26 protein-coding genes, 1 tRNA gene and 1 rRNA gene are annotated in these 25,452 nt (G+C 68.3%); 24 read left to right on the top strand and 4 right to left on the bottom strand.

The genetic code is table 11. The features are described 5' to 3' along the window. Positions 1–181: 181 nt before the first annotated feature. The 7 genes from rrf to recN all read left to right on the top strand — a co-directional run bounded on the left by rrf (position 182) and on the right by recN (position 5,945). Positions 182–294, top strand: a 5S ribosomal RNA gene (rrf, locus tag SBI67_RS10440). Positions 295–446: 152 nt separating this feature from the next. Next, complete coding sequence (locus tag SBI67_RS10435; protein ID WP_318980444.1) at positions 447–1,235, top strand: tetratricopeptide repeat protein; 789 nt, start codon at positions 447–449, stop codon at positions 1,233–1,235. Between the two features lies 1 nt (position 1,236). Beyond that, positions 1,237–2,241 carry an HAD-IIA family hydrolase gene (locus SBI67_RS10430; RefSeq protein ID WP_318980443.1) on the top strand — a complete coding sequence of 335 codons (1,005 nt, stop codon included), beginning with the start codon at positions 1,237–1,239 and terminating at the stop codon, positions 2,239–2,241. 27 nt (positions 2,242–2,268) lie between these two features. Next, positions 2,269–2,460 (top strand): hypothetical protein, encoded by a 192-nt coding sequence (locus tag SBI67_RS10425; RefSeq protein ID WP_318980442.1) that lies wholly within the window; start codon positions 2,269–2,271, stop codon positions 2,458–2,460. Between the two features lie 4 nt (positions 2,461–2,464). Beyond that, entirely contained in the window at positions 2,465–3,271 is an 807-nt protein-coding gene (locus SBI67_RS10420; RefSeq protein WP_318980441.1) for a TlyA family RNA methyltransferase, read from the top strand. Continuing rightward, positions 3,268–4,191, top strand: coding sequence for an NAD kinase (locus SBI67_RS10415; RefSeq protein WP_318980440.1), 924 nt, complete (start codon positions 3,268–3,270; stop codon positions 4,189–4,191). Before SBI67_RS10420 ends, SBI67_RS10415 begins: the two co-directional genes overlap by 4 nt. Next, on the top strand, positions 4,191–5,945 hold the full coding sequence (gene recN / locus SBI67_RS10410) for a DNA repair protein RecN (RefSeq protein WP_318980512.1): 1,755 nt from the start codon (positions 4,191–4,193) through the stop codon (positions 5,943–5,945). Before SBI67_RS10415 ends, recN begins: the two co-directional genes overlap by 1 nt. On the opposite strand, the gene SBI67_RS10405 is transcribed toward recN, so the two are convergent. Beyond that, complete coding sequence (locus SBI67_RS10405; protein ID WP_318980439.1) at positions 5,942–6,781, bottom strand: pyridoxamine 5'-phosphate oxidase family protein; 840 nt, start codon at positions 6,779–6,781, stop codon at positions 5,942–5,944. The genes recN and SBI67_RS10405 overlap by 4 nt on opposite strands. A gap of 10 nt (positions 6,782–6,791) precedes the next feature. Then, positions 6,792–7,241, bottom strand: a complete 450-nt coding sequence (locus SBI67_RS10400; protein WP_318980438.1) for a VOC family protein — start codon at positions 7,239–7,241, stop codon at positions 6,792–6,794. A gap of 111 nt (positions 7,242–7,352) precedes the next feature. On the opposite strand from SBI67_RS10400, the gene SBI67_RS10395 reads away from it, so the two are divergent. The 6 genes from SBI67_RS10395 to xerD all read left to right on the top strand — a co-directional run bounded on the left by SBI67_RS10395 (position 7,353) and on the right by xerD (position 13,538). Then, a complete protein-coding gene (locus SBI67_RS10395; protein WP_318980437.1) occupies positions 7,353–7,874 on the top strand; it encodes a CGNR zinc finger domain-containing protein in 522 nt (173 codons plus the stop codon). Positions 7,875–7,975: 101 nt separating this feature from the next. After that, complete coding sequence (steA, locus tag SBI67_RS10390; RefSeq protein ID WP_318980436.1) at positions 7,976–9,160, top strand: putative cytokinetic ring protein SteA; 1,185 nt, start codon at positions 7,976–7,978, stop codon at positions 9,158–9,160. Positions 9,161–9,182: 22 nt separating this feature from the next. After that, positions 9,183–10,115, top strand: coding sequence for a copper transporter (locus SBI67_RS10385; protein WP_318980435.1), 933 nt, complete (start codon positions 9,183–9,185; stop codon positions 10,113–10,115). A 132-nt stretch (positions 10,116–10,247) separates the two neighbouring features. Then, positions 10,248–11,981, top strand: a complete 1,734-nt coding sequence (pyrG, locus tag SBI67_RS10380) for a CTP synthase (protein WP_266049490.1) — start codon at positions 10,248–10,250, stop codon at positions 11,979–11,981. Further along, the gene (locus SBI67_RS10375) at positions 11,974–12,594 is read left to right on the top strand and encodes an NUDIX domain-containing protein (RefSeq protein WP_318980434.1); all 621 of its coding nucleotides are present in this window, start codon (positions 11,974–11,976) and stop codon (positions 12,592–12,594) included. The genes pyrG and SBI67_RS10375 overlap by 8 nt, the downstream gene beginning before the upstream one ends. Then, a complete protein-coding gene (xerD, locus tag SBI67_RS10370; protein ID WP_318980433.1) occupies positions 12,591–13,538 on the top strand; it encodes a site-specific tyrosine recombinase XerD in 948 nt (315 codons plus the stop codon). The genes SBI67_RS10375 and xerD overlap by 4 nt, the downstream gene beginning before the upstream one ends. Here xerD and SBI67_RS10365 read toward each other — a convergent pair. Further along, positions 13,535–14,284: an O-methyltransferase gene (locus SBI67_RS10365; RefSeq protein WP_318980432.1), complete on the bottom strand. Its 750-nt coding sequence runs from the start codon at positions 14,282–14,284 to the stop codon at positions 13,535–13,537. The two genes, xerD and SBI67_RS10365, sit on opposite strands and share 4 nt — an antisense overlap. 89 nt (positions 14,285–14,373) lie before the next feature. Here SBI67_RS10365 and SBI67_RS10360 point away from each other — a divergent pair, with 89 nt between their 5' ends. The 8 genes from SBI67_RS10360 (at position 14,374) to SBI67_RS10325 (ending at position 21,579) form a co-directional block, all read left to right on the top strand. Continuing rightward, positions 14,374–15,255, top strand: a complete 882-nt coding sequence (locus tag SBI67_RS10360; protein WP_318980431.1) for a ParA family protein — start codon at positions 14,374–14,376, stop codon at positions 15,253–15,255. Further along, positions 15,252–16,067: a segregation/condensation protein A gene (locus tag SBI67_RS10355; RefSeq protein WP_318980430.1), complete on the top strand. Its 816-nt coding sequence runs from the start codon at positions 15,252–15,254 to the stop codon at positions 16,065–16,067. The genes SBI67_RS10360 and SBI67_RS10355 overlap by 4 nt, the downstream gene beginning before the upstream one ends. Further along, on the top strand, positions 16,064–16,798 hold the full coding sequence (gene scpB, locus SBI67_RS10350) for an SMC-Scp complex subunit ScpB (protein WP_318980429.1): 735 nt from the start codon (positions 16,064–16,066) through the stop codon (positions 16,796–16,798). Before SBI67_RS10355 ends, scpB begins: the two co-directional genes overlap by 4 nt. Position 16,799: 1 nt before the next feature. After that, positions 16,800–17,543 (top strand): pseudouridine synthase, encoded by a 744-nt coding sequence (locus SBI67_RS10345; RefSeq protein ID WP_318980428.1) that lies wholly within the window; start codon positions 16,800–16,802, stop codon positions 17,541–17,543. Next, positions 17,540–18,226 (top strand): (d)CMP kinase, encoded by a 687-nt coding sequence (cmk, locus tag SBI67_RS10340; RefSeq protein WP_318980427.1) that lies wholly within the window; start codon positions 17,540–17,542, stop codon positions 18,224–18,226. Before SBI67_RS10345 ends, cmk begins: the two co-directional genes overlap by 4 nt. Beyond that, positions 18,223–19,653 (top strand): ribosome biogenesis GTPase Der, encoded by a 1,431-nt coding sequence (gene der, locus SBI67_RS10335; RefSeq protein WP_318980426.1) that lies wholly within the window; start codon positions 18,223–18,225, stop codon positions 19,651–19,653. Before cmk ends, der begins: the two co-directional genes overlap by 4 nt. Positions 19,654–19,693: 40 nt before the next feature. After that, complete coding sequence (locus SBI67_RS10330) at positions 19,694–20,461, top strand: sulfite exporter TauE/SafE family protein (RefSeq protein ID WP_413232456.1); 768 nt, start codon at positions 19,694–19,696, stop codon at positions 20,459–20,461. A gap of 203 nt (positions 20,462–20,664) precedes the next feature. Then, entirely contained in the window at positions 20,665–21,579 is a 915-nt protein-coding gene (locus tag SBI67_RS10325) for a sulfite exporter TauE/SafE family protein (protein WP_318980424.1), read from the top strand. Here SBI67_RS10325 and SBI67_RS10320 read toward each other — a convergent pair. Then, positions 21,559–23,043: a cryptochrome/photolyase family protein gene (locus SBI67_RS10320; protein WP_318980423.1), complete on the bottom strand. Its 1,485-nt coding sequence runs from the start codon at positions 23,041–23,043 to the stop codon at positions 21,559–21,561. The genes SBI67_RS10325 and SBI67_RS10320 overlap by 21 nt on opposite strands. 88 nt (positions 23,044–23,131) lie before the next feature. On the opposite strand from SBI67_RS10320, the gene SBI67_RS10315 reads away from it, so the two are divergent. From SBI67_RS10315 to SBI67_RS10305, 3 genes are all read left to right on the top strand, one after another. Next, positions 23,132–23,205 (top strand) — tRNA-Pro (locus tag SBI67_RS10315). A 419-nt stretch (positions 23,206–23,624) separates the two neighbouring features. Further along, the gene (locus SBI67_RS10310) at positions 23,625–24,473 is read left to right on the top strand and encodes a bifunctional 5,10-methylenetetrahydrofolate dehydrogenase/5,10-methenyltetrahydrofolate cyclohydrolase (protein ID WP_318980422.1); all 849 of its coding nucleotides are present in this window, start codon (positions 23,625–23,627) and stop codon (positions 24,471–24,473) included. 103 nt (positions 24,474–24,576) lie between these two features. Beyond that, on the top strand, positions 24,577–25,428 hold the full coding sequence (locus SBI67_RS10305) for a MerR family transcriptional regulator (RefSeq protein WP_318980421.1): 852 nt from the start codon (positions 24,577–24,579) through the stop codon (positions 25,426–25,428). Positions 25,429–25,452 lie beyond the last annotated feature (24 nt).

Raw genomic sequence — 25,452 nt, 5'->3', positions numbered from 1 at the left:
GGGGGTGGGTAACAAACAAACCGTGTAAGACAAAGAAAATTTGACGCACACCGCGCTCGCAACCACACATCCACACTTGATTGGACACGAGAAACCAGCAATGGTTTCACGCACCCCACCACCAAAACACCCAAGAATTTCCCCCAACACAACAGGGGGTCACTGAAAAAGTGAATAGAGTTACGGCGGCCATAGCGGCAGGGAAACGCCCGGTCCCATCCCGAACCCGGAAGCTAAGCCTACCAGCGCCGATGATACTACCCACACGGGTGGAAAAGTAGGACACCGCCGAACACACATTAGAATTACCCCCCACGATTACGTGGGGGGTAATTCTATATTCACGAGATAATTCGGTTATTCGGCGGCGAATTCGGTCGGCTGTCGCGATTCGCCGGCACCCGGCTATCCTTTTCCGGGACACATGATCGACCAGGAAGGCCAGCGTGGCGCAGGACAGGCAGGGTGGCAGCGGTGAACGGCGTCCGCGCCGAACCGACGGCGGGCCGCGACGGAACTTCCGCGACCGTCCGCGCGCACCGCAGGATGCACCCGACAACGACGCCCGGCGACCCTCCGGACCACCCATCCCGAAGGAGATCGAGGCCAAACAGCTGTCGCCGGAGATCCGCAGTGAGCTGATCACGCTGGACAAGTCGACCGCCGACGTGGTGGCCCGGCATCTGGTCGCGGCCGGTGAACTGCTCGACGACGACCCCGAGGCGGCACTGGCCCATGCCCGCGCGGCGCGAGCCAGGTCCGGACGCATCGCCGCTGTCCGGGAAGCCGTCGGCATCGCCGCCTATTACTGCGGCGATTGGGCACAAGCGCTCGCCGAGTTGCGTGCCGCCCGCCGAATGGGCAGCAAGTCCTCGCTGCTACCCCTGATCGCCGACTGCGAGCGCGGTGTCGGCCGGCCCGAGCGGGCCATCGAACTGGCCCGCACCCCAGAAGCCGAACAGCTCACCGGCGACGACGCCGATGAGCTGCGCATCGTCGTGGCCGGCGCACGCTCGGACCTGGGACAGCACGAACAAGCCCTGGCCGTGTTGTCCAGCCCTCCGCTGGACCCCACCAAGATCGGGCAAACCAGCGCCCGGCTGTACTACGCCTACGCCGAGACACTGCTGGCCCTGGGCCGGACCGAAGACGCGGTGCAAGCGTTCATCCACGCGGCGGCTGCCGACGTCGACGGCGTCACCGACGCCGAAGAGCGCCTCACCGAGCTGACCTGAGATGGGCACATTGGTACAGGAGCATGACTGCCTGCTCCTGGATTTGGACGGCACCGTCTTCCGAGGCCACGAAGCCACCCCCGGAGCGGTCGAAAGCCTGGCCGAACTGCAGCCCCGGGCGCTGTTCGTCACCAACAACGCCTCCCGTTCGCCGGCCGAAGTCGCCGCTCACCTGCGTGAACTCGGTTTCGCCGCCGGCGCCGAGGACGTGGTCACCAGCGCTCAAAGCGCGGCGCGACTGCTGGCCGGCCAACTCCCGGCGGGGGCCGCGGTACTGATCGTCGGCACCGAGTCGTTGGCCGCCGAGATCGAGGGCGTGGGCTTGCGCCCGGTCCGCAGCTGCGCCGAGGACCCTGTTGCGGTGGTGCAGGGGCATTCCCCGGCCACCGGTTGGAGCGATCTGGCCGAGGCCGCGCTCGCCATCCGCGCCGGCGCCATCTGGGTGGCCGCCAATATCGATCGCACCCTGCCGTCCGAACGCGGACTGCTGCCGGGCAACGGCTCCATGGTGGCAGCGCTGCGGTCGGCCACCGACCAGGAACCCCAGGTCGCCGGTAAGCCGGCCCCCACGCTGCTCAACGACGCACTAGCCCGCGGCACCTTCGGTGCCCCGCTGGTGATCGGGGATCGCCTGGACACCGATATCGAGGGCGCCAACGCGGCGGGCCTGCCCAGCCTGATGGTGCTCTCGGGGGTGAACACCGCCGCCGACATGGTGCATGCCATCCCGGGACGGCGGCCGGTTTTCGTGGCGCCTGACCTGCGGTCACTGCATACCGACCGCGAGGCGCTGCGCATCGCCGCGCACCCGGCCTGGCACGTCGACACCGACGGGACCAGGCTGACGGTGCGCGCGACCGGCGAGCAGGCCACCGATGAGCTGAGCGTGGTGCGCGCCGTGGCGCACGCCGGGTGGGCGGTCGAGGCCACCGACGGCCGGCTGCAGGTCGAACCGGGCGACGACACGGCCCGTGCGGCACTGGAACGCTGGGCGCTGCTGAGCTGACCGAATCGACTAGCGTGATCTCCTGAGATGAGTACCGATCCCGAGCAGATCCGCTCCGATGTCGAGGAGCTGCTGGCCGGACTGCCCGACACCACTGTGGGCGATGTCGAGCCGGCCGATATCGAGGCCATCGCCGTGCGCCTCGAGCAAGCGCACGACCTGCTGGTGCACGCCCTGGAATCGGTGGAGGGCTCCGGCATAGTGCACGGCGAAGCGTGAACCGATGACACGGCGCGCGCGGGTTGACGCCGAGCTGGTGCGACGCGGACTGGCTCGGTCGCGCCAGCAGGCAGCTGAGTTGATCGACGCCGGCTTGGTCCGCATCGACGGGATGCCTGCCGTCAAGCCGGCCACCGCGGTGTCGGTCGACGCCGCGCTGACCGTCGCCACCGTCGAACGGACCTGGGTGTCCCGCGGGGCACACAAACTCATCGGCGCCCTGGACGCTTTCGGCGTTCCCGTACACGGGCGGCGCTGTCTGGACGCCGGGGCGTCGACCGGTGGCTTCACCGAGGTGCTGCTGGACCGCGGTGCCGCACACGTCGTCGCCGCCGACGTCGGTTACGGCCAGTTGGCGTGGTCGGTGCGCTCCGATGACCGGGTGAGCGTGCTGGAACGCACCAATGTGCGGGAGTTGACGCCGGAGGCCATCGGCGGTGTCGTGGACCTGGTGGTTGCCGATCTGTCGTTTATCTCGCTGACGACCGTGCTGCCGGCACTGACCGCCTGCGCGTCGGTCGACGCCGATATCGTGCCGATGGTGAAACCGCAATTCGAGGTCGGCAAGGAGCGGGTGGGCGCCGGCGGGGTGGTATCCGATCCCGCGCTGCGCGCCGACGCCGTGCTCGGAGTTGCCCAGCGGGCCGCCGAATTGCATTGGCATACCGTCGATGTCACCGCGAGCCCACTGCCTGGCCCGTCCGGTAACGTCGAGTTTTTCCTCTGGTTGCGCGCAACCACCGAGCACCCGCTGCAGGGTGACGCACTCCAGCGCGCGATAGCCCGCGCCATCGACGAAGGACCGCAATGACGACCGAACGCACCATCCTGGTGGTCGTGCACACCGGCCGCGATGAAGCCACCGACACCGCCCGCCGCGTCGAGAAGGTGCTCGGCGACCACGGCATCGGGCTGCGGGTGCTGACCGCCGAAGCCGTCGACCGGGGTGCGCTGCACCTCGATCCCGACGACATGCGCGCCCTCGGGATCGACATCGAGGTCGTCGATCCCGACGAGCGCGCCGCCGAAGGCTGCGAGGTGGTGCTCGCCCTCGGCGGCGACGGCACGTTCCTGCGGGCCGCCGAGCTCGCGCGCAACGTCGAGATCCCGGTGCTCGGCGTCAATCTGGGACGCATCGGCTTCCTCGCCGAAGCCGAAACCGAGGTGCTCGACATCGTTTTGGACAACGTCATCAACCGCAATTACCGCGTCGAGAAGCGGATGACACTGGACGTGGTGGTCCGCGAGGGCGGCAAGATCCGGGACCGTGGCTGGGCGCTGAACGAGGCCAGCCTGGAAAAGGGTCCACGGTTGGGCGTCCTGGGTGTCGTGCTCGAGGTCGACGGCAGGCCGGTGTCCTCCTTCGGCTGTGACGGTGTGCTGGTCTCGACGCCCACCGGGTCGACCGCCTACGCCTTCTCCGCGGGCGGGCCGATCCTGTGGCCGGACCTGGAGGCGATCCTGGTGGTGCCCAACAACGCACACGCGTTGTTCGCGCGGCCCATGGTCACCAGTCCGGATGCCGCGATCGCCATCGAAGTGGAAAGCGGGGGGCACGACGCGATGGTGTTCTGCGACGGCCGCCGCGAGATGGTGGTGCCCGCCGGCGCGCGCCTGGAGGTCACCCGCTGCGGCACGTCACTGAAGTGGATCAGGCTGGACAGCGCGCCCTTCACCGACCGGCTGGTGCGCAAGTTCCGCCTGCCCGTCAAGGGATGGCGTGGCCAGTAGTGCTCTCCGAGATCCGTATCGAGTCGCTGGGTGCGATCAGCACCGCGACCGCCGAGTTCGACCGCGGCCTGACCGTGCTCACCGGGGAGACCGGCGCCGGTAAGACGATGGTGGTCACCGGGCTGCACCTGCTCGGGGGCGCCCGTGCCGATGCCAACCGGGTGCGCACCGGGGCTCAACGGGCCGTGGTCGAGGGGCGTTTCACCACCACCGACGTGCAGTCCGAGGTGATCGGCCGGATCGACGAAATCCTCGATTCGTCCGGGGCCGAACGCGATGACGACGACAGCGTCATCGCCGCCCGGTCGGTCAGCCGCGACGGGCCGTCGCGGGCATACCTGGGCGGCCGCAGCGTTCCCGCGAAATCGCTGAGCTCGTTCACCAACGAGCTGCTGGCGCTGCACGGCCAGAACGACCAGTTGCGGCTGATGCGCCCCGACGAGCAGCGGGCCGCGCTGGACCGGTACGCCGACGTGACCACGCCGCTGGCCAAATACCGTGCGGTGCGCGAGGAATGGCTGTCGGCGCGCCGGGACCTGATCGACCGCACGCAGCGGGCGCGCGAACTCGCCCAGGAATCGGACCGGCTGACCTTCGGGCTCAGCGAGATCGACGAGGTCGCGCCGGAACCCGGTGAGGACGACGCGCTGGTCGCCGAGATCCGCCGGCTCTCGGAACTCGACGCGCTGCGCGAGGCGGCGGCCGGCGCCCGGGCCGCACTGGCGGGTGCACCCGACGACGATGCCGGCGAATCGGTGTCGGCGGCCGGGGCGGTGGCCCAGGCCAAGACGATGCTGCAGGGTACCGACGATTCCGCGCTGCGCGCTCTGGGTGACCGGCTGGCCGAGGCGGTGGCGGTGATCGGCGACGTCTCTACCGAACTCGGTGATTACCTTGCCGAATTGCCCAGCGACGCAAGCACGTTGGAAGGCAAGCTGGCGCGCCAAGCCGAACTGCGCGGACTGACCCGCAAGTACGCCGCCGATATCGACGGTGTGCTGGCCTGGGCCAAGGAGTCCCGGGAACGGCTGGCCCAGCTCGACGTCTCGGAGGAGGCGCTGGCCGGGCTGCGTGCCAGGGTCGACGAGCTGCAGGCCAAGCTCGTCACGGTGGCCGCCGACCTGACCAAGGCCAGGACCAAGGCCGCCAAGGGACTGGCCAAGGCTGTCACCGCCGAGCTCGCCGGGCTGGCGATGAGCGGGGCCGATTTCGGTATCAGTGTGTCGCCGCTGCCGGCCCGCGGTGACGACTCCGCGCCGCTGACCCTGCCCGACGGCACCGTCGTGCACGCCGGGCACGACGGCGCCGATGCCGTCGAGTTCGGCTTCGCCGCACACCGCGGCACCGGCCTGCTTCCGCTGGCCAAGAGCGCCTCCGGCGGTGAGCTGTCGCGGGTGATGCTGGCCCTTGAGGTGGTCCTCGCGGCGTCGGCGGCGGGCACCACGATGGTCTTCGACGAGGTGGACGCCGGTGTCGGTGGGCGCGCCGCGGTGCAGATCGGACGGCGGCTGGCCCGGCTGGCCCGCACCCACCAAGTCATCGTGGTGACCCACCTGCCGCAGGTCGCCGCCTACGCCGACACCCATCTGGTGGTCGAGAGCGGACCCAAGTCCAGCCGGGTGGTGCGGTTGCAGGAGGACGACCGGGTGGCCGAATTGGCCCGGATGTTGGCCGGTCTCGGTGACACCGATACCGGGCGGGCGCACGCCCGTGAGCTGCTGGACGCCGCGCAGCAGGAGCGCAGCGCGCCTTAACCGGACCCGCTCAGCTCGACGACCGCGGTGACCGTGAGGTCGATCCAGCACTGGGCGGCGGCGTCATCCTCGGTGTGATCCCAGTCGATGCGGGCGGTGCCGGTCAGCTGGATGGTCGAGCCGGTCTGCCAATTCGGGATGAGAAGCCCGCAGTGTGGATTGACGGCGATGTTGCCCAGCGTCATGAACATCGAGTTGCCGCGGTAGTCGGGCCAGCGCAACCGGGTCGGGGAGACGACGTGCAGGAAACCCGGAGATCCGCCGCGGTGTGAGGCGTCGGCATTGCCCTCGGTGTCGGCCGACCCGACGAAGAACGTGTCGGCGGCGCCGACGGTGTCGCCGGTGCGCGCGTCGATCTCTGCCGTCCACCGGGCACCTGCCGGGCTCCGGTCGAATGCCGGTACCGGCCGGGGCGTGATGTACTTCGGGCAATTGGAGTACACCTGCTCGGTGTGGATGCGCAGGCCGTTCGGAGTCGGTACGGCGGTGCCGTTGACCCGCATCCGGCGCCGGGTTTGCGGCTCGATGGCGATCATTCCGATGCGCTGCGGACGGGTCAGGATGGCGGCCAGGGGATCGCCGGGGGCGGGCACGCCCGCGATCAGGATGGTCCGGGGATCGGCGGCGTACACGAAGCCGGGTGGACCGGTGATCAAGCCGGTCCACACCTGGCCCTCGGCGTCCACCGCGCTGATGACGACCATCGGCTGCGCAGCCAGGAAATCGACTGCCGCTGTGGGTATTTCGGCACGGACCATGCGGCCGACCCGGTCAGCCACCTGCTGTTGTCCCATGCGCTGCTGAACGGCGATCTCACCGGCGTGGTAGAGGTCCATCGCGGCGACTTCAGAAGAATCCGCAGGTGGGTGCCGAGCCGGTGGGCGCGGGCTCGGCGTCCACTCCGCTGAGGGTGTATACCTCCAGCCGGATGCCGTCGGGATCGGTGAAGAAGATGCCGCCGGAGGCCGCGCCTTCGTGATGGGCCACCACGCCGTCGTGCGCGAACGCTGCCCCCAGCTCCTCGAGTGCCGATTGCACCGCGCGGACCTCGTCGATGCTGTCGACCTGGAAGGACAGGTGATGCAGGCCGGGCGTCGCGGTGGAGAACGCACCGTCGCTCTGCTGCCACAGGGTCAGTCTCAGCGTCCCGGCATACCCCAGGAATGCGTACCGGTGATCACCATCGGTGCTGATGGCGAGCTGCTCCAGGCCCAACGCCCGCCGATAGAACTCCACGGAGCGCGCCAGGTCGGTGACGTTGAGTCCGACGTGTCCGGGTGTGGTGACAGTGGTCATTGCGGCGCCTCCAGGTTTAACCGGTGAATAGATATTTGAAGGTTAGACGGGTTGCGGGCGCAGCGTCAACCATCTAAATAGCTTTAGCTGGTTAGTGCGATACTGTGGGATATGCGCGATCCGCGTCCGCACCTCGGCGAACCCCTTGCGCTGGACCTGTTGAACACCCGCTGGATGTCCCCCGAGGGGCCGCGCGATCTGCTGGCCGATACGGCCGGACTGCAGTGCTGGCTGCAGACCAACGACCTGGCCGACCGTTGCGCCGCCGACGAGCCCACCCGTGCGGTACTGGTGCGGGCCCGGGAGGCGATCCTGCTCGCCGTCAAGGATGGTGCGCTCGACGAGGTGAACGACGTGCTCGAGCGCGGGCGCCTCAAACGCCGGCTGACCGACGCGGGTCCGTACGACGAAGCCGACGTGCCGGACCCGCAGTGGCTGGCCGGCTGGCTGGCCGCCGCCGACCTGGCGCGGTTGCTCGCGGAGTCCCCGGAGCGGATCAAACAGTGCGCCCACCCGCACTGCATCCTCTGGTTCTACGACTCCTCGAAAAACGGCACCCGGCGCTGGCATTCGATGACCACCTGCGGTAACCGCGCCAAGGCGGCGCGGCATTACGCGGCGAGACGTGATTGAGACGCTCTGGCTGTTGCAGATGTGACAAAAGAAAACTTGTGGGGCTGGTGTTACGGCGCGCCTCCACCTCAACTTGAGGGTTGGCCGACAGAATCGGCCCCATGAAGATGTCAGCGCTGCTATCCCGTAATGCCAGCTCAAAGCCGGGCGTCATCGGTACCGCCCGCGTTGATCGCGACATCGACCGACTTCTGCGCCGCGTCGGGCCCGGGGACGTCGTCGTCCTCGACGCTCTCGATCTGGACCGGATCACCGCCGACGCGCTCGTCGAGGCGGGCGTGTCCGCGGTGGTCAACGCGTCCCCGTCCATCTCGGGTCGCTACCCGAACCTGGGGCCAGAAGTGTTGGTGGCCAACGGCATCGTGCTGATCGACGAAGCGGGGCCCGAGGTCTTCAAGAAGATCAAGGACGGCGCCAGGGTCCGGGTCAACAACGGTGGCGTCTACTCCGGCGACCGCAGGATCGCGCATGGAACCGAACGTAACGACCTGGAAATCCACGAGCTCATGGTGGAAGCCAAGAGCGGACTCGTCGCGCACCTGGAAGCCTTCGCGGGCAACACCATCGAGTTCATCCGCAGTGAAAGCCCGCTGCTGATCGACGGGATGGGCATCCCCGACATCGATGTCGACATGGACCGCAGGCACGTCGTCGTCGTCGCAGAGGGCCCGTCGGCCACCGACGACCTCAAGGCGCTCAAACCGTTCATCAAGGAGTACCAGCCGGTCCTGGTCGGCGTGGGTACCGGAGCCGATATCCTGCGCAAGGCCGGCTACCGGCCGGCGCTGATCGTCGGTGATCCCGGGATCATCAGCAGCGACGCGCTTCGGTGTGGCGCCCAGGTGGTGCTGCCCGCCGACGCCGATGGTCACGCCCCCGGTCTGGAACGCATCCAGGACCTCGGTGTCGGCGCGATGACCTTCCCGGCCGCCGGTTCGGCCGCCGACCTAGCCCTGCTGCTGTGCCATCACCACGGTGCCGCGCTCATCGTCACCGCGGGGCACAGCGCCACCATCGAGGAGTTCTTCGACCGCTCCCGGCAGCAGAGCAATCCCTCGACGTTCCTCACCCGACTCAAGGTGGGGGAGAAGCTGGTCGACGCCAAGGCCGTGGCGACGCTGTACCGCAGCCGCATCTCCGGGGGTGCCATCGCCCTGCTGGTGCTGGCCATGCTGATCGCCGTGATCGTGGCGCTGTGGGTGTCGCGTACCGACGCCGTGGTGCTCGACTGGGTGGTCGACTACTGGAACCGCTTCCTGCTCTGGGTTCAGGGCTTGGTGACCTAATAGTGCCGGCAAGGGGTGCTGCATGATTTCACTTCGCTCACATGCGATTTCGTTGGCCGCGGTTTTCCTGGCGCTGGCCGTCGGGGTGGTGCTGGGATCAGGGTTGCTGTCGGACACCGTGCTGTCCGGGCTGCGCAAGGACAAGGCTGATCTGCACCAGCAGATCAACACCCTGACCGACGACAAGAACTCGCTGAACGAAAAGCTGGCCGCTGCAGGTGAATTCGACGGCCTGATGGCACCCCGAATCCTGCATGACACCCTCGGTGGCAAGTCGGTGGTCATCTTCCGCACCCCCGATGCCGCCGACGACGATGTCGACTCGGTCACCCGGTTGGCCACCCAGAGCGGGGCGACCGTCACCGGCACCATCGCGCTGACCCCGCAGTTCGTCGACGCCAACTCCTCGGAAAAGCTGCTCTCCGTGGTGAACTCGCCCATCCTGCCGGCCGGCCGCCAACTGTCCACCAAATCGGTGGACCAGGGCTCACAGGCCGGTGATCTGCTCGGCATCGCGCTGCTCACCGGCAAGGAGCCCGCGGTGGCCGACGATCAGCGTGACACCGTGCTGGCCGCGCTGCGCGAGACCGGCTTCATCTCCTACGACGCCCAGCGCATCGGGGCGGCCAACACCGCGCTCGTCGTGACCGGCGGCAACCTCGGCGACGACGCGGGCAACCGCGGCTCGACGGTGGCCCGCTTCGCCGCGGCCCTGGCGCCGCACGGCGCGGGCACCGTGCTGGCCGGCCGCGACGGGTCGGCGACCGGTACCGCTGCGGTGGCCGTCACCCGCTCCGACGCCGCGCTGTCCTCCGCGGTGACCACCGTCGACGACGTCGACGCGCAGTCCGGCCGGATCACCAGCGTGCTGGCGCTGGCCGATCTGGTGCGCGGCGGCAAGCCGGGCCAGTTCGGCATCGGGCAGGGTGCGTCCTCGGTCACCGTGCCGCAGTAAGCCGCAGTAATCGGTGCCCCCACCGGCGCGCCAGCGACAGCTTGTCGGAGTCGGTGTTAAGGTGAGATTCCGTGGGTCGGCAGGCCCCAGGTAGCAGTCAGCTGCCTTGCCCCATCGCCACGGAGGTTGCCCTTGCCCGGCCAAGCGAAACCGTTACGTAAGCATCCGCACACCGCGACGAAGCATCTGTTCGTCAGTGGCGGCGTTGCTTCTTCGCTCGGTAAAGGCCTGACGGCCAGTAGTCTCGGGCAGCTGCTCACCGCTCGCGGTTTGCAGGTGACCATGCAGAAGCTCGACCCGTATCTCAACGTCGACCCGGGCACCATGAACCCGTTCCAGCACGGTGAGGTGTTCGTCACCGAGGACGGTGCCGAGACCGACCTCGACGTCGGGCACTACGAGCGCTTCCTGGACCGCGACCTGTCCGGGTCGGCGAATGTGACCACCGGCCAGGTGTATTCGTCGGTGATCGCCAAGGAGCGCCGCGGCGAATACCTCGGCGACACCGTGCAGGTCATCCCGCACATCACCGACGAGATCAAGCGGCGCATCCTGGCCATGGCCGAACCCGATGCCAAAGGCAACCGGCCCGACGTGGTCATCACCGAGATCGGCGGCACCGTCGGCGATATCGAATCGCTGCCGTTCCTGGAGGCCGCCCGGCAGGTCCGGCACGAGGTCGGCCGGGACAACTGCTTCTTCCTGCACGTGTCGCTGGTGCCCTTCCTCAAGCCCTCCGGTGAGCTCAAGACCAAGCCCACCCAGCACTCGGTGGCGGCGCTGCGCAGCATCGGCATCTCCCCGGACGCGCTCATCCTGCGCTGCGACCGCGAGGTGCCCGAGCCGCTGAAGAACAAGATCGCGCTGATGTGCGACGTCGACATCGACGGCGTGATCTCCACCCCCGACGCCCCGTCGATCTACGACATCCCCAAGGTGCTGCACCGCGAGGAGCTCGACGCCTATGTGGTGCGCCGGCTCAACCTGCCGTTCCGCGATGTCGATTGGACACAGTGGAATGATCTGCTGCAGCGGGTGCACGAGCCGCGCGAGACGGTGCGAATCGCCTTGGTGGGCAAGTACATCGACCTGTCCGATGCCTACCTTTCGGTGGCCGAGGCACTGCGCGCCGGTGGCTTTGCCCACTACGCCAAGGTCGAGATCCGGTGGGTGCCCTCCGACGACTGTGAGACCGACCCCGGGGCAGCTGCCGCGCTCGAGGACGTGCACGGCGTGCTGATCCCCGGCGGCTTCGGCATCCGCGGTATCGAAGGCAAGCTCGGCGCCATCGGCTACGCCCGCCGTCGTGGGGTGCCCGTGCTGGGCCTGTGTCTGGGCCTGCAGTGCATCGTGATCGAGGCCGCCCGCTCGGTGGGCTTGACCGAGGCCAGTTCCTCGGAGTTCGACCCCGACACCCCAGACCCGGTGATCTCCACCATGGCCGACCAGCTGGACGCCGTCTCCGGCGAGGCCGATCTGGGCGGCACCATGCGCCTCGGCGCGTATCCGGCCGTGCTGGAGAAGGGTTCGATCGTCGCGCAGGCCTACGGTGCGACCGAGGTGTCCGAGCGGCATCGCCATCGCTACGAGGTGAACAACGCCTACCGGGATCGCATCGCCGAGAGCGGACTGAAGTTCTCCGGTACCTCCCCGGACGGGCATCTGGTCGAGTTCGTCGAGTACGACCGCGAGGTGCATCCGTTCCTGGTCGGCACCCAGGCCCACCCCGAGCTCAAGAGTCGGCCCACCCGGCCGCACCCGCTGTTCGCCGCGTTCATCGGAGCGGCGCTGCAGTACAAGGCGGGCGAACGCCTTCCGCTGGGCGAACTGGTGGCCGAACACGCCGAACCCGCACACCGTGGCTGAGCATCAGTTCGACACGCTCGAATCCGAAACCGTCTACGTCGGCAAGATTTTCGCGCTGCGCGCCGACGAAGTGCGGATGCCCGGTGGGGGCAGTGCACGCCGCGAGGTGGTGGAGCACTACGGGGCGGTGGCCGTCGTGGCCCTCGACGACGACAACAACATCGCGCTGGTCTACCAGTACCGCCATCCCATCGGCCGCCGGTTGTGGGAACTGCCCGCCGGACTGCTCGACCTCGGCGGTGAGCCGCCGGTGGTGACGGCGGCCCGGGAACTGGAGGAGGAGGCGGGGCTGGCCGCCAGGCACTGGGCCGTGCTGGTCGACGTGGACTCCTCACCCGGGTTCAGCGACGAGAGCGTGCGGGTGTTCCTGGCCACCGGGCTGACCGAGGTGGACCGACCCCAGGCGCACGACGAGGAGGCCGACCTGCGCCTGGAATGGGTGCCGCTGGCCGATGCCGTGCAGCGGGTGCTCGCCGGCGAGATCGTGAATTCCATTGCGGTGGGCGGAATTCTGGCCGCGCACACGGTGTCGGATCGGTCCCGGCTGCGCCCGGTGGACACGCCCTGGCCGGACCGGCCGCGGGCCTTCGCCACCCGCCAAGGCCACCCGTGACCACGGCTGTCGGCGCCGTCGAACACCAGGTGCGGGGTTATCTCGATCACCTGGTCATCGAGCGCGGCGTGGCAGCCAACACCATCAGTTCCTACCGGCGCGACCTGCGCCGCTACACCGAGCACCTCACCGAGCGTGGAATCACCGATCTGCGGGACGCCTCGGAGTCCGATGTCAGCGAGTTCCTGGTCGCGTTGCGCCAGGGTGACCCGGACACCGGCACAGCCGCACTCTCGGCGGTCTCGGCAGCCCGGGCGCTGGTCGCCGTGCGGGGGCTGCACAAATTCTTGACCGCCGAGGGCATCGTCGACGTCGACGTCGCCCGCGAGGTGAAACCGGCCACCCCGTCGCGCCGGCTGCCCAAGAGCCTGACCGTCGACGAAGTGGTGGCGCTGCTGGAGGCCGCCGGCGGTGACCGCGACTCCGACGGGCCGCTGAGCCTGCGCAACCGCGCCCTGCTGGAGGTGCTGTACTCCACCGGGGCCCGGATCTCCGAGGCCGTCGGGCTGGACATCGACGACGTCGACACCACCTCACGGTCGGTGCTGCTGCGCGGTAAGGGCGGCAAGCAGCGGCTGGTCCCGATCGGGCGGCCCGCCGTAGCCGCCCTGGACACCTACCTGGTGCGGGGCCGTCCCGACCTGGCCCGGCGAGGGAAAGGGACACCGGCGATATTCCTCAACGCCCGCGGCGGCCGGCTGTCCCGGCAGAGCGCCTGGCAGGTGCTGCAGGACGCCGCCGAGCACGCCGGGGTCACCGCCGCCGTGTCACCGCACACCATGCGGCACTCGTTCGCCACCCACCTGCTCGAGGGCGGGGCGGACGTGCGCGTCGTGCAGGAACTGCTGGGGCACTCCTCGGTGACCACCACCCAGATCTACACGCTGGTGACGGTCAACGCGTTGCGTGAGGTGTGGGCCGGGGCCCATCCGCGCGCTGTCTAGCCGGCGGCACCCAGGTAGCGCGACTCCAGCACCAGGTCGGGCAGCAGTGTCTGGTACTCGGCGTGCGTGTGGTGCTCGACGGTCTCCCACAGCGAGCCCTGCCGCTCCGTCATGTACGCCCGGTACTTCGGGGCGCCGGGCAGCTTGACGTTGTCGGCGACGACGACCGACCCCGCATGCAGCCAGCCCCGATCGAGGATGCTCTGCAGGTCGGTGAGATAGGCCGCCTTGTCATGGTCGATGAAGACGAAATCGAGTGACCCCCACGCGAAGCCCAGCGTGTCCAGGGTGGCGCCGCCGTCACCGAGGGTGCCCACCACGCAGGTGATGCGGTCGGCGACACCGGCGTGCGCCCAGATCCGGCGCGCGATATCGGCGTTGGCCGCGGACAGCTCCACCGAGAACACGCGGGCCGCCGGCGCCGCCCGGGCGATGCGTAACGCGCTGTACCCGCAGTAGGTGCCCAACTCGAGCGCGACCGCGGGATTGGCGCGCTGGACGGCGGCGTCGAGCAGCATTCCCTTCTCGTCGCCGACGTTGATCAGGAACGACTGCTCGTAGGCGAACCGGTCGATGGTGGCCAGCACATCGTCGATGTCGCCGCGCCGGGCCTCGCGCAGCACGTACTCGGCGGCCGCCGCCTCGCGCCCGTCGCCGATCTGACCGGTTTTGCTGATGTTGCGGGCGCCCCAGGCCAACCGCACGAACGACCAGCGCAGAAACGGGGCACGTCGGGTGAGACCCATATCGCGACCTTACCCAGCGGGTCTGCCGTGTCAGGTCCCGCTCCACGGCTAGACTCTGCTGCGATGTTCGCCGAGGAGGAAGGGGCCGTATGAGCGACGACGGCAGCCTCCACCTCGGAATCGAACCCCAGCCCGAGGTGGGCCTCACCGGTCGGCCACCCCGCCCCATCCCCGAACCGGCCCCGCGCACCAGCCACGGTCCCGCCAAGGTCATCGCGATGTGCAACCAGAAGGGTGGGGTCGGCAAGACCACCTCAACCATCAACCTGGGCGCCAGCCTGGCCGAGTACGGCCGGCGGGTGCTGCTGGTGGACCTGGACCCGCAGGGGGCGTTGTCGGCCGGGCTCGGGGTGCCGCATTACGAGCTGGAACACACCGTGCACAACCTGCTGGTCGAGCCGCGGGTGTCGATCGACCAGGTGCTCATCAAGACCCGGGTCAGCGGCCTGGACCTGGTGCCCAGCAATATCGACCTATCGGCGGCGGAGATCCAGCTGGTCAACGAGGTGGGCCGGGAGCAGTCGCTGGCCCGCGCGCTCTACCCGGTGCTCGACCGCTACGACTACGTGCTGATCGACTGCCAACCCTCGCTGGGCCTGCTCACCGTCAACGGCCTGGCCTGCGCCGACGGGGTGATCATCCCGACCGAGTGCGAGTTCTTCTCATTGCGTGGGCTGGCGCTGCTCACCGACACCGTCGACAAGGTGCGCGACCGGCTGAACCCGAAACTCGATATCTCCGGCATCCTGGTGACCCGGTACGACCCGCGCACCGTCAACGCGCGCGAGGTGATGGCGCGGGTGGTGGAACGGTTCGGGGATCTGGTGTTCGACACCGTCATCACGCGCACGGTGCGCTTCCCGGAGACCAGCGTCGCGGGCGAGCCCATCACCTCGTGGGCCCCGAAATCCGGTGGCGCCCAAGCGTATCGGTCGTTGGCTCGCGAGGTCATTCACCGGTTCGGTTCGTGACCGCCGAACCCGAGCCGGCCACCGCGCAGACGGGTTTCCAGGTCCGGCTGAGCAATTTCGAGGGTCCTTTCGACCTGTTGTTGCAGCTGATCTTCGCCCACCGCATGGATGTCACCGAGGTCGCGCTGCACCGGGTGACCGACGACTTCATCGCCTACACCAAGGAGATCGGCCGCCAGCTGGAGCTGGACGAAACGACGGCGTTCCTGGTGATTGCTGCCACACTGCTGGACCTGAAGGCGGCGCGGCTGCTGCCGGCCGGTGAGGTGCAGGACGAGGAGGACCTGGCCCTGCTGGAGGTGCGCGACCTGCTGTTCGCGCGGCTGCTGCAGTACCGGGCGTTCAAGCATGTGGCCGAGATGTTCGCCGAGCTGGAGGCGGCCGCGCTGCGCAGCTACCCCCGCTCGGTGGCCCTGGAACCCCGCTTCGAGGAGCTGTTACCCGAGGTCACCCTGGGTGTGGACGCGTTGCGGTTCGCCGAGATCGCCGCGTCCGCGTTCACGCCCCGGCCGGTGCCGACGGTGCGGTTGGACCATCTGCACGTCCAGCCGGTGTCGGTGCCTGAGCAGGCGATGCGGCTGATGGGGCTGCTGGAGCAACGCGGGATCGGCGGCTGGTCGTCGTTCGGTGAGCTGGTCGCCGGATGTGACGTGATGCAGATCGTGGGCAGCTTCCTGGCGCTATTGGAGCTGTACCGGGCCAGGGCGGTAACATTCGAGCAACCAGAACCGCTTGGTGTGCTCCAGGTTTCGTGGACCGGGGATCGGCCTACCAACGAACACCTCGCCGCCGCAGTGGAAGAAGACCGATGACCGACGACATGACCGACACCGAAACGCGTGTCGATCTGGGCACCGAGGTCGCCGAACCGTCCGAACTTGACAGTGACGTCACCCTCGACGACCTCGCGCTCGAGGACGCCGAACTGCTCGCGGTGCTGGAAGCACTGCTCTTGGTGGTGGACGCCCCGGCTCCGGTGGAGGCGCTGGCCTCGGCCACCGAGCAGTCCGCCGAACGGGTCGAGGCCACGCTGCGGCAGTTGGCCGCCGACCTGGCCGCTCGCGACAGCGGGATCGACCTCCGCGAGGCCGGTGGCGGCTGGCGGATGTACACCCGGGCCCGGTATGCGCCGTATGTGGAACGGTTGTTGCTCGACGGTGCCCGCTCCAAGCTGACCCGCGCGGCGTTGGAGACCCTGGCGGTGGTGGCCTACCGGCAGCCGGTGACCCGCGCGCGGGTGAGTGCGGTGCGCGGCGTCAACGTCGATGCCGTGATGCGCACGTTGCTGGCGCGCGGCCTGATCATCGAGGCCGGAACCGATGCCGACAGCGGGGCCGTGACATTCGCGACCACCGAACTGTTCCTCGAGCGGCTCGGGTTGTCCTCGCTGGCTGACCTGCCCGATATCGCGCCACTGCTGCCCGATGTCGACGTGATCGACGATTTGAGCGAAAACCTCAGCGAAGAGCCGAGATTCGCGAAGCTGGACGCGACCGGCAGTGCCCCCGAGGCGCCGCCGGCGATCGATGTGGACAAGGACTGATATGACCGAGCCAGAAGGCGTGCGACTGCAGAAGGTGCTGTCGCAGGCCGGGGTCGCCTCGCGCCGCGTGGCCGAGCGGATGATCACCGACGGCCGGGTCGAGGTGGACGGCCGGATCGTCACCGAGCTGGGCACCCGGGTCGACCCGGAGAACGCCGAGATCCGGGTGGACGGAACCCGCATCCAGCTCAACGACGACCTGATGTATCTGGCGATCAACAAGGAACGCGGGATGCACTCCACCATGTCCGACGACCGGGGCCGGCCGTGTGTCGGCGACCTGGTGGAGCACCGGGTGCGGGGCAACAAGCACCTGTTCCACGTCGGCCGATTGGACGCCGACACCGAAGGGCTGCTGATCCTCACCAACGACGGTGAGTTGGCGCACCGGTTGATGCACCCGTCCTACGAGGTGCCCAAGACCTACGTCGCGACGGTGCTCGGCAGCGTGCCGCGCGGGCTGGGGCGCAAGCTCAAGGACGGGGTGGAGCTCGACGACGGCCCGGCCCATGTGGACGATTTCGCGTTGGTGGACACCCTGCCCGGCAAGACGCTGGTGCGGGTGACGCTGCACGAAGGACGTAAACGGATCGTGCGCCGGCTGCTGGCGGCGGTCGGTTTCCCGGTGCAGGCGTTGGTGCGCACCGATATCGGATCGGTGAATCTGGGGGAGATGCGGCCGGGCAGTATCCGGGTGTTGACCCGCAAGGAGGTCGGTGAGTTGTACAAGGCGGTGGGGATGTGAGTGAAGCGCTGACAGTGGCCCTGGACGGGCCCGCGGGTACCGGAAAATCCTCGGTATCAAGGGGTTTGGCGCATGCGCTGAATGCCCGCTACCTGAACACCGGTGCCATGTACCGGATCGTCACCCTGGCGGTGCTGCGCGCCGGCGTCGATCTGGCCGACGCCGACGCGGTGGCCGAGGTGGCCGACGGCGCCGAGCTGGCTGTGGGCTATGACCCCGACTACGACACGGCTTACCTTGCCGGCGAAGATGTTTCGGCCGAGATTCGGGGCGACGAGGTGACCGCGGCGGTGTCCGCGGTGTCCGCGATTCCCGCGGTGCGGGCGCGCCTGGTGCAGTTGCAGCGTGAGCTGGCCGCCGGTGACGAGGCCGTGGTGGTCGAGGGCCGCGATATCGGCACGGTGGTGCTGCCCGACGCCGACGTGAAGATCTTCCTGACGGCATCGGCTCAGGAACGGGCCCGCCGGCGTAACGCACAGAACGTCGCCAACGGGCTGCCCGACGACTACGACGCGGTGCTCGCCGACGTGCAGCGGCGCGACCACCTCGACTCCACCCGCGCGGTGTCGCCGCTGCGGGCCGCCGAGGACGCGTTGATCGTCGACACCAGCGCGATGACCGAGTCCGAGGTCGTCGCCCATCTGGCCGATCTGGTGGTGCAGCGGGCCGGGGCATGCCCATGACCGACATCGATGCAGATTCGTCCGCGGACGGCACCTGGTCCGACGAGAGCGACTGGGAGATCGGCTTCGCCGACGACGAAGCCGGTGACGACGAGAGCTACGCGCCGCCGCCGGTGATCGCCGTCGTCGGCCGGCCCAACGTTGGCAAATCGACTTTGGTGAACCGCATCCTGGGCCGTCGCGAGGCCGTCGTGCAGGACATTCCCGGGGTGACCCGCGACCGGGTGTCCTATGACGCCAACTGGTTGGGTCGGCGTTTCGTGGTGCAGGACACCGGCGGTTGGGAACCCGACGCGAAAGGCCTGCAGCAGAAGGTGGCCGAGCAGGCGTCGGTGGCCATGCAGACCGCCGACGCGATCATCATGGTGGTCGACGCCGTGGTCGGGGCGACCGCCGCCGACGAGGCGGCGGCCAAACGGCTGCAGCGTTCCGGCAAGCCGGTGTATTTGGCGGCCAACAAAGTCGACAACGACCGCACCGAAGCCGAGGCCGCCGCGTTGTGGTCACTCGGGCTGGGGGAGCCGCACCCGATCAGCGCCATGCACGGGCGCGGGGTGGCCGACCTGTTGGACGTGGTGACCGCCGATCTGCCCGAAGTCTCCGAGGTGCGCGGCGGGCCCGGCGGCCCGCGGCGCGTCGCGCTGGTCGGCAAGCCGAACGTCGGAAAGAGTTCACTGCTGAACCGGCTGGCCGGTGACGAGCGCTCCGTGGTGCACGACCAGGCGGGTACCACCGTCGACCCGGTCGATTCGTTGATCGAATTAGACGGCAAGCCTTGGCGTTTCGTCGACACCGCGGGCTTGCGGCGTAAGGTCGGCCAGGCCAGCGGGCACGAGTTCTACGCCTCGGTGCGCACCCACAGCGCCATCGACGCCGCCGAAGTGGTGATCGTGCTCATCGACGGGTCGCAGCCGATCACCGAGCAGGACCTGCGGGTGCTGACGATGGTGATCGAGGCGGGCCGGGCGCTGGTGCTGGTGTTCAACAAGTGGGATCTGGTCGACGAGGACCGCCGCTACCTGCTGGACCGGGAGATCGACCGCGAGCTGGTGCAGGTGCAGTGGGCTCCGAGGGTGAACATCTCGGCCACCACGGGCCGCGCGGTGCAGAAACTCGTTCCGGCCCTGGAGAAGTCGCTGGCCTCGTGGGACACCCGCATTCCCACCGGCCGGCTCAACACCTTCATCAAGGAGATCGTCGCGGCCACCCCGCCGCCGGTGCGCGGCGGTAAGCAGCCGAGGATCCTGTTCGCCACCCAAGCGGCCACCCGGCCGCCGACGTTCGTGTTGTTCACCACCGGCTTCCTCGAGGCCGGGTACCGCCGCTTCCTGGAGCGCAAGCTGCGCGAGACGTTCGGGTTCGAGGGCAGCCCGGTGCGGATCAACGTCCGGGTCCGGGAGAAACGCGGTCCGGTCCGCCGTCGCTGACGACGCCCTGAGTAGGGTTGCCGGAGTGTCTGTTACGCACATGGTGCTCATCGCGCTGGCCGGGGTGGGCGCCGGTGCGATCAATGCGATCGTCGGTTCCGGAACACTGATCACCTTCCCGACGCTGGTCGCGCTGGGCTATCCGCCGGTGACCTCGACGATGTCCAATGCTGTCGGGTTGGTGGCCGGCGGGGTGTCGGGGACCTGGGGTTACCGCCGCGAGCTGCGCGGGCAGTGGAACCGGTTGCGCTGGCAGATCCCGGCCTCCCTGGTCGGCGCCGGGGTGGGGGCGTGGCTGCTGCTGCACCTGCCGGAGAAGGTGTTCACCCAGATCGTGCCGGTGCTGCTGATCGGTGCGCTGATCCTGGTGGTGATCGGCCCGCGGATCCAGTCCTGGGCGCGGCGCCGGGCCGAGGAGTCGGGGCAGTCGGCCGAGCACATCTCCGCGCGGCGGATGACCGCGCTGGTGCTGGCCACCTTCGCCGTCGGGATCTACGGCGGTTACTTCACGGCGGCGCAGGGCATTCTGCTGGTCGGCGCCATGGGTGCGCTGCTGCCCGAGTCGATGCAGCGGATGAACGCGGCGAAGAACCTGCTGTCGCTGCTGGTCAATGTGGTTGCGGCGGTGGCCTACACACTGGTGGCCTTCGACCGGATCAGCTGGGCGGCGGCTGGGCTGATCGCCGCGGGCTCCCTGGTGGGTGGCTTCCTGGGTGCCCACTACGGACGACGGCTATCGCCCAATGCGCTACGCGCGGTGATCGTGGTGGTGGGACTAATCGGGCTATACCGATTGTTGTCGGTGTAATCTTGCCGACGGCTTGTTAGTAGGAGGACACCGATGGCTCAGCGCGCACTTGCGGCGTCGCCGTCCGAGTTGTCCGCACTGGAGCCGTTCTGGCCGTCGCGCCGGTTGATGGCCTTCGACGAGTGGTGTTGTCCGCGTCCCTGACGCCGCCCACTCGTCCCTCGCGGTGCGCCCTGCGCTGACCGCACTTTCCGAAAGCAGCCATGCGTTCGCTTCTCATCTTCACCCTTGTCGGTGTCGGCGCCCAGCTCGTCGACGGTGCGCTGGGTATGGCGTTCGGCGTCACCGCCTCGACCCTGCTCGTGCTCTCCGGCGTGGGGGCGGCTCAGGCCAGTGCGGCGGTGCACCTCGCCGAGGTGGGCACCACCTTTGCGTCGGGGCTGTCGCACTGGAAGTTCAGGAATATCGACTGGGCGCTGGTGGCCAAGCTCGGCGCTCCGGGCGCGGTCGGTGCGTTCGCCGGCGCGACGGTGCTGTCGTCGCTGTCCACCGAGCAGGCCGCGCCGCTGATGGCGGCCATCCTGCTGGCCATCGGCCTGTACGTGCTCCTGCGGTTCTCGCTGCGCACCCCGCTCAGCCTCGGCGCGCGCGGCACCAGCCACAGCGCCAAATTCCTGGCGCCGCTGGGGTTGTTCGGCGGGTTCATCGACGCCTCCGGTGGCGGTGGCTGGGGTCCGGTCACCACCAGCACGCTGCTGTCGCAGGGCAAGACCGCGCCACGCACCGTGATCGGATCGGTCAGCGCGTCGGAGTTTCTGGTCTCGGTGTCGGCGTCGCTGGGTTTCCTGGTGGGGCTGCAGCAGGATTTCCTGGCCAACTGGCCGGTGGTGGTCGGTTTGATGGTCGGTGGCGTGATCGCCGCGCCGGTGGCGGCCTGGCTGGTGAGCCGCGTGAGTCCCGCCCTACTGGGTACCGCCGTGGGCGGGGTGATCGTGCTGACCAACAGCCAGAAGCTGCTCGCCTACTTCGGGGTGCACGCGCCGGCGTCGACCGTCGTGTACGCCGTGATCGTGGTGGCGTGGGCGGGGTTGGTGGGCTACGCCTGGCGGGTGTCGCGGGCCCCGCAGCTGGCACCGCTGGACGTCGTGGCCGTCGAATCAGAACCGGTCGCGCGCTGACTCCTGCTCGATGACGGCCTCCAGGTCGTCGAGGCGTTGCATCGACGAGACGGCCCGGCGGGTGCGCGCGTTGCCGGCCAGCAGATCGCGATGCCGGTGGGTGAACGCCCAGTAGCCCGCGGTGAAGGGGCACGCGTCGTCACCGAGGCGCTTCTTCGGGTCGAACGCGCAGTCGCGGCAGTGATCGCTCATCTTGTTGAGGTAGGCGCCGGCGGAGGTGTACGGCTTGGTGGCCAGCAGGCCGCCGTCGGCGTGCTGGCTCATGCCCACGACGTTGGTCGGCATCACCCACCGGAAACCGTCGACGAAGGCGGTGGCGAACCACTCGGTCAGCTCGTCGGGCCGGTAGCCGCGCTGCAGCGCATGGCTGCCCAGCACCATTAGCCGCTGGATGTGGTGGGTCCAGCCGCGGTCGCGCACGCCGGCCAGTGCGTCGTGCAGGCACGCCGCGGTGACACTGTCGGCGTCGAGGGTGGTCCACCAGTCCGGCAGCGGGGTGTGCGCGTTGAGCTCGTTGCGCTGGGTGTAGTCCGGGCCGAAATGCCAGTACAGATGCCACATGTACTCGCGCCAGCCGAGGATCTGGCGGATGAATCCTTCGACGGCGGCCAGCGGAGCCTTGTTGTCGCGATAGGCGCGTTCGGCGGCGTGCACGGCGTCGAGCGGATGCAGCACACCGAGATTCAGCGGTACTGAGAGCAAGGAGTGCGACATCGCCCAGTCCTGACCCATAATGGCGTCCTCGTACCGACCGAAGCTGGGCAGCCGGTGCTCGATGAATCGGGTCAGGGCGCGCTTGGCTTCGGCGGGGGTGACGGCGAACAGCCGGGGCCCGTCGCTGCCGACCGTGTCGAGGTTCATGGCGTCCAGATCGTGGCGCACCGCGGCGTCGATATCGTCCTCGCGCGGGGTGTAGGGAGCGGGCAGGCCCAGGGTGGTCTGCCTCTTCGGCGGTGGTTCACGGTTGTCCTCGTCGAAGTTCCACCGGTTGCCGACGGGCTCTGCACAGTCCATCAGGACGCCGAAGCGGCGGCGCTGCTCTCGGCAGAAATCCTCCATGCGGAACCGGGTGCGCTCACCCGCCCATGCGGCGAACTCGCCGCGCGACAACGCGAAGGTCGGGGTGGGCAGCACGTCGGCGACCAGGCCCTGCTCCTTGAGGCGGTGGACGAATCGCTGCGCGGCGTGCGAGGTGGGCTCGAAGACCAGGACCGGACGCCCGAACTGCTTCAGTGCCTCGGTGTAGGTGTCGGTGGCGAGCAGGGTGGCGCGCTCGCCGAGGTCGCGTTCGGCGTGGCGCAGCGCCGAGAGCACCAGGTGCAGTTTCTGCCGGTGAAACCGGCGCCGGCGCAGCGCCGAGGTGGCCTCGACGAGCAGGATCTCGCGGTGGGCGTGCTCACCGGCATGGGCGGCCGGACCCAGCTGATCGGCGAACAACCACAGCGGAGTGTCATCGCGGGTCACCGTGCCCAGGGTAGGCGTGGGGCGATTGTGGTCGGGCGGCTTGGCTGGGGTAGAGTTTCGTCCGCTGCCGGCGATCCCGGCAGCACCGCGGGCTGTGGCGCAGCTTGGTAGCGCACTTGACTGGGGGTCAAGTGGTCGCAGGTTCAAATCCTGTCAGCCCGACAAAGAGACCAGCTTCTAGCTGGTCTTTTTGTTTTGGTCGATCGCATGATGTTCGACTAAGCAAAGTTGTCACCGAGGACGCGGGTGTAACTGGGTCAGTCTTCGGTCGTCGCACTCCGCACAGCACAGTTGAGCGCTGCATTCCCGACCGATCGTGTGTGGGAAGGAAGGACCCGCCCGTCCTTGCGGGCCAAACCCCGAGTCGAATGAACAAGGTCGCCAGTCGCAAGCAGGCCGAAAAGTGGCTCCGCTTGTTCGACCAAGTCAAGTGCGACGGTCATCTTCACTGAACTTGTCAGCCCACCCTGGCGAATCGCTACGATGAGGCCGACGCGACTGGCGCAGGTGGGGGCACCACCAGGAAGCAAAACGCGGAAGCATCGAACGCCTGGGTGCTCCTCTCAACTGAGGAGACGTCTGTGAGCGCCGACGTAATCGACGGCATCGCCGTTGCAAACCGAATTCTGTCCGACACTGCGGTCCGTGCCGCACAGTTCGCCGAGATCACGGGCCGAAAGCCGTGCCTTGCGACCGTCCTGGTGGGCGATGACCCCGCTTCCCACACCTACGTGCAGATGAAGACCAACCGATGCCGAACCGTCGGCCTAAACTCCCAAGCGCATCGCCTCCCGAAGACCGCCGCCACCGTGGAAGTGGTTGCACTAGTGGCGAAGCTCGCAACCGACAACACCGTGGACGGCATCTTGGTTCAGCACCCGATGCCGCCCCAGATCGACGAACGGCAGGTATTCGAAGCGATCACCCCCACCAAGGACGTCGACGGCGTGACGAGCGCATCCTTCGCGGCAATGGCACTGGGAGACAAGGGCTTCGCTTCCTGTACTCCCGCAGGCATCATGCATCTACTGGACGCCTATGATGTCGACCCGGCCGGGCAACGCGCCGTCGTCGTCGGCCGTAGCTCCATCCTCGGCAAGCCAGTGGGGATGCTGCTTCTGGCGCGCGACGCCACGGTGACCTACTGCCACTCCAAAACCGTCGGTCTCGCCGGCGTGGTGAGTGAAGCCGACATCGTCGTCGCCGCAGTCGGTAGGCCGCGACTGATCAAGGGCAGCTGGATCAAGTCCGGTGCCATCGTCGTCGACGCCGGCTACAACCCCGGCAACATCGGCGACGTCGAGTACACCGCGGCCGCCCGCCGTGCCCGACTCATCACCCCCGTTCCCGGCGGCGTAGGGCCCACGACTATCGCGGTCCTGCTCGCCCAAACGGTCGAGGCCGCAGAGGCCGCTCACATCGCGGCGTAGAAGACGCCGCCCTCTCTAAAGCGAGAACTCAACGTGGCCAATTTGACCTTCTCGCGGCGGCAGCTTCTAGCGTGAGTACACCAAGACGGGGGGAGGACGGTCGGTGAGTTGGTCGATACAACAAGTCGCCCGGATGTCAGGGGTCACGGCACGAACCCTGCGTCATTACGACGACATCGGGTTGTTGCCGCCGTCTGAGGTGGGTGCCAACGGCTACCGGTACTACGACCGAAGACAACTGCTGCGGTTGCAGCACATCCTGCTGCTGCGCGAGCTCGGCGTGGATTTGACGACCATCAGGGCCGTGGTTGACGAGCGGCGTGACCCCGTAGAGATGCTGCGCACTCATCATCAGCGATTGCTTGATGAGCGCGAGCGCCTCGGTCGGCTCGCGCACACCGTGACTCTCACTATCGGCAACATTGAACATGGAGATGAGATGCCGGCCGAATCCCTTTTTGCAGCAATGACACCCGAGCGCGCCGCCTACCTCACCGACTTACCGAAGAAGCGGATCGCCGCCGGCGCTCTGTTCTGCGACGACCAGAACCGCACTCTATTGGTCAAGCCCACCTACAAGAACTACTGGCAACTCCCCGGTGGAGTTGCCGAGGCCGACGAGGCGCCGTTGGCTGCCGCGACGCGCAGAGTACGCCAGGAACTCGGGCTGCCCGCCGCGATCCTGGGGCGACTCCTGGTGGTCGACTGGGTAGCGCCGCGAGACGCTGTCGCGATCGAAGGACTGCTGTTCGTCTACGACGCGCCCGCGCTATCGGACGAACAGATTGCCGCCATCACATTGCCGGCCGATGAGCTCGCCGATTGGTCTTGGTGCGACGAACAGCAGCTTCACGAACGCCTACCCGCGCACATGCTGCGCCGCATCGTTAGCGCACGAAGCGCACGAAAAGAAGGCAAGACGTGCTATCTCGAAAACGGCGCCACCTGCAGCTGACAACGCGACGAGGCGTGGGTGGAG

The organism is Mycolicibacterium chengduense, from assembly GCF_033741155.1.
In the GTDB taxonomy this organism is placed as follows: Bacteria; Actinomycetota; Actinomycetes; order Mycobacteriales; family Mycobacteriaceae; genus Mycobacterium.
Note: the sequence above shows the minus strand (reverse complement) of the source record. Positions and strands in the feature narration are given on the sequence as shown.

Coding starts and splice junctions, on each gene's coding strand:
- SBI67_RS10430 (WP_318980443.1), top strand. CDS start 1,237: ATGGGCACATTGGTACAGGAGCATGACTGCCTGCTCCTGGATTTGGAC.
- SBI67_RS10425 (WP_318980442.1), top strand. CDS start 2,269: ATGAGTACCGATCCCGAGCAGATCCGCTCCGATGTCGAGGAGCTGCTG.
- SBI67_RS10420 (WP_318980441.1), top strand. CDS start 2,465: ATGACACGGCGCGCGCGGGTTGACGCCGAGCTGGTGCGACGCGGACTG.
- SBI67_RS10415 (WP_318980440.1), top strand. CDS start 3,268: ATGACGACCGAACGCACCATCCTGGTGGTCGTGCACACCGGCCGCGAT.
- SBI67_RS10405 (WP_318980439.1), bottom strand. CDS start 6,781: ATGGACCTCTACCACGCCGGTGAGATCGCCGTTCAGCAGCGCATGGGA.
- SBI67_RS10400 (WP_318980438.1), bottom strand. CDS start 7,241: ATGACCACTGTCACCACACCCGGACACGTCGGACTCAACGTCACCGAC.
- SBI67_RS10395 (WP_318980437.1), top strand. CDS start 7,353: ATGCGCGATCCGCGTCCGCACCTCGGCGAACCCCTTGCGCTGGACCTG.
- steA (WP_318980436.1), top strand. CDS start 7,976: ATGAAGATGTCAGCGCTGCTATCCCGTAATGCCAGCTCAAAGCCGGGC.
- SBI67_RS10385 (WP_318980435.1), top strand. CDS start 9,183: ATGATTTCACTTCGCTCACATGCGATTTCGTTGGCCGCGGTTTTCCTG.
- SBI67_RS10365 (WP_318980432.1), bottom strand. CDS start 14,284: ATGGGTCTCACCCGACGTGCCCCGTTTCTGCGCTGGTCGTTCGTGCGG.
- SBI67_RS10360 (WP_318980431.1), top strand. CDS start 14,374: ATGAGCGACGACGGCAGCCTCCACCTCGGAATCGAACCCCAGCCCGAG.
- scpB (WP_318980429.1), top strand. CDS start 16,064: ATGACCGACGACATGACCGACACCGAAACGCGTGTCGATCTGGGCACC.
- SBI67_RS10345 (WP_318980428.1), top strand. CDS start 16,800: ATGACCGAGCCAGAAGGCGTGCGACTGCAGAAGGTGCTGTCGCAGGCC.
- der (WP_318980426.1), top strand. CDS start 18,223: ATGACCGACATCGATGCAGATTCGTCCGCGGACGGCACCTGGTCCGAC.
- SBI67_RS10330 (WP_413232456.1), top strand. CDS start 19,694: ATGGTGCTCATCGCGCTGGCCGGGGTGGGCGCCGGTGCGATCAATGCG.
- SBI67_RS10325 (WP_318980424.1), top strand. CDS start 20,665: ATGCGTTCGCTTCTCATCTTCACCCTTGTCGGTGTCGGCGCCCAGCTC.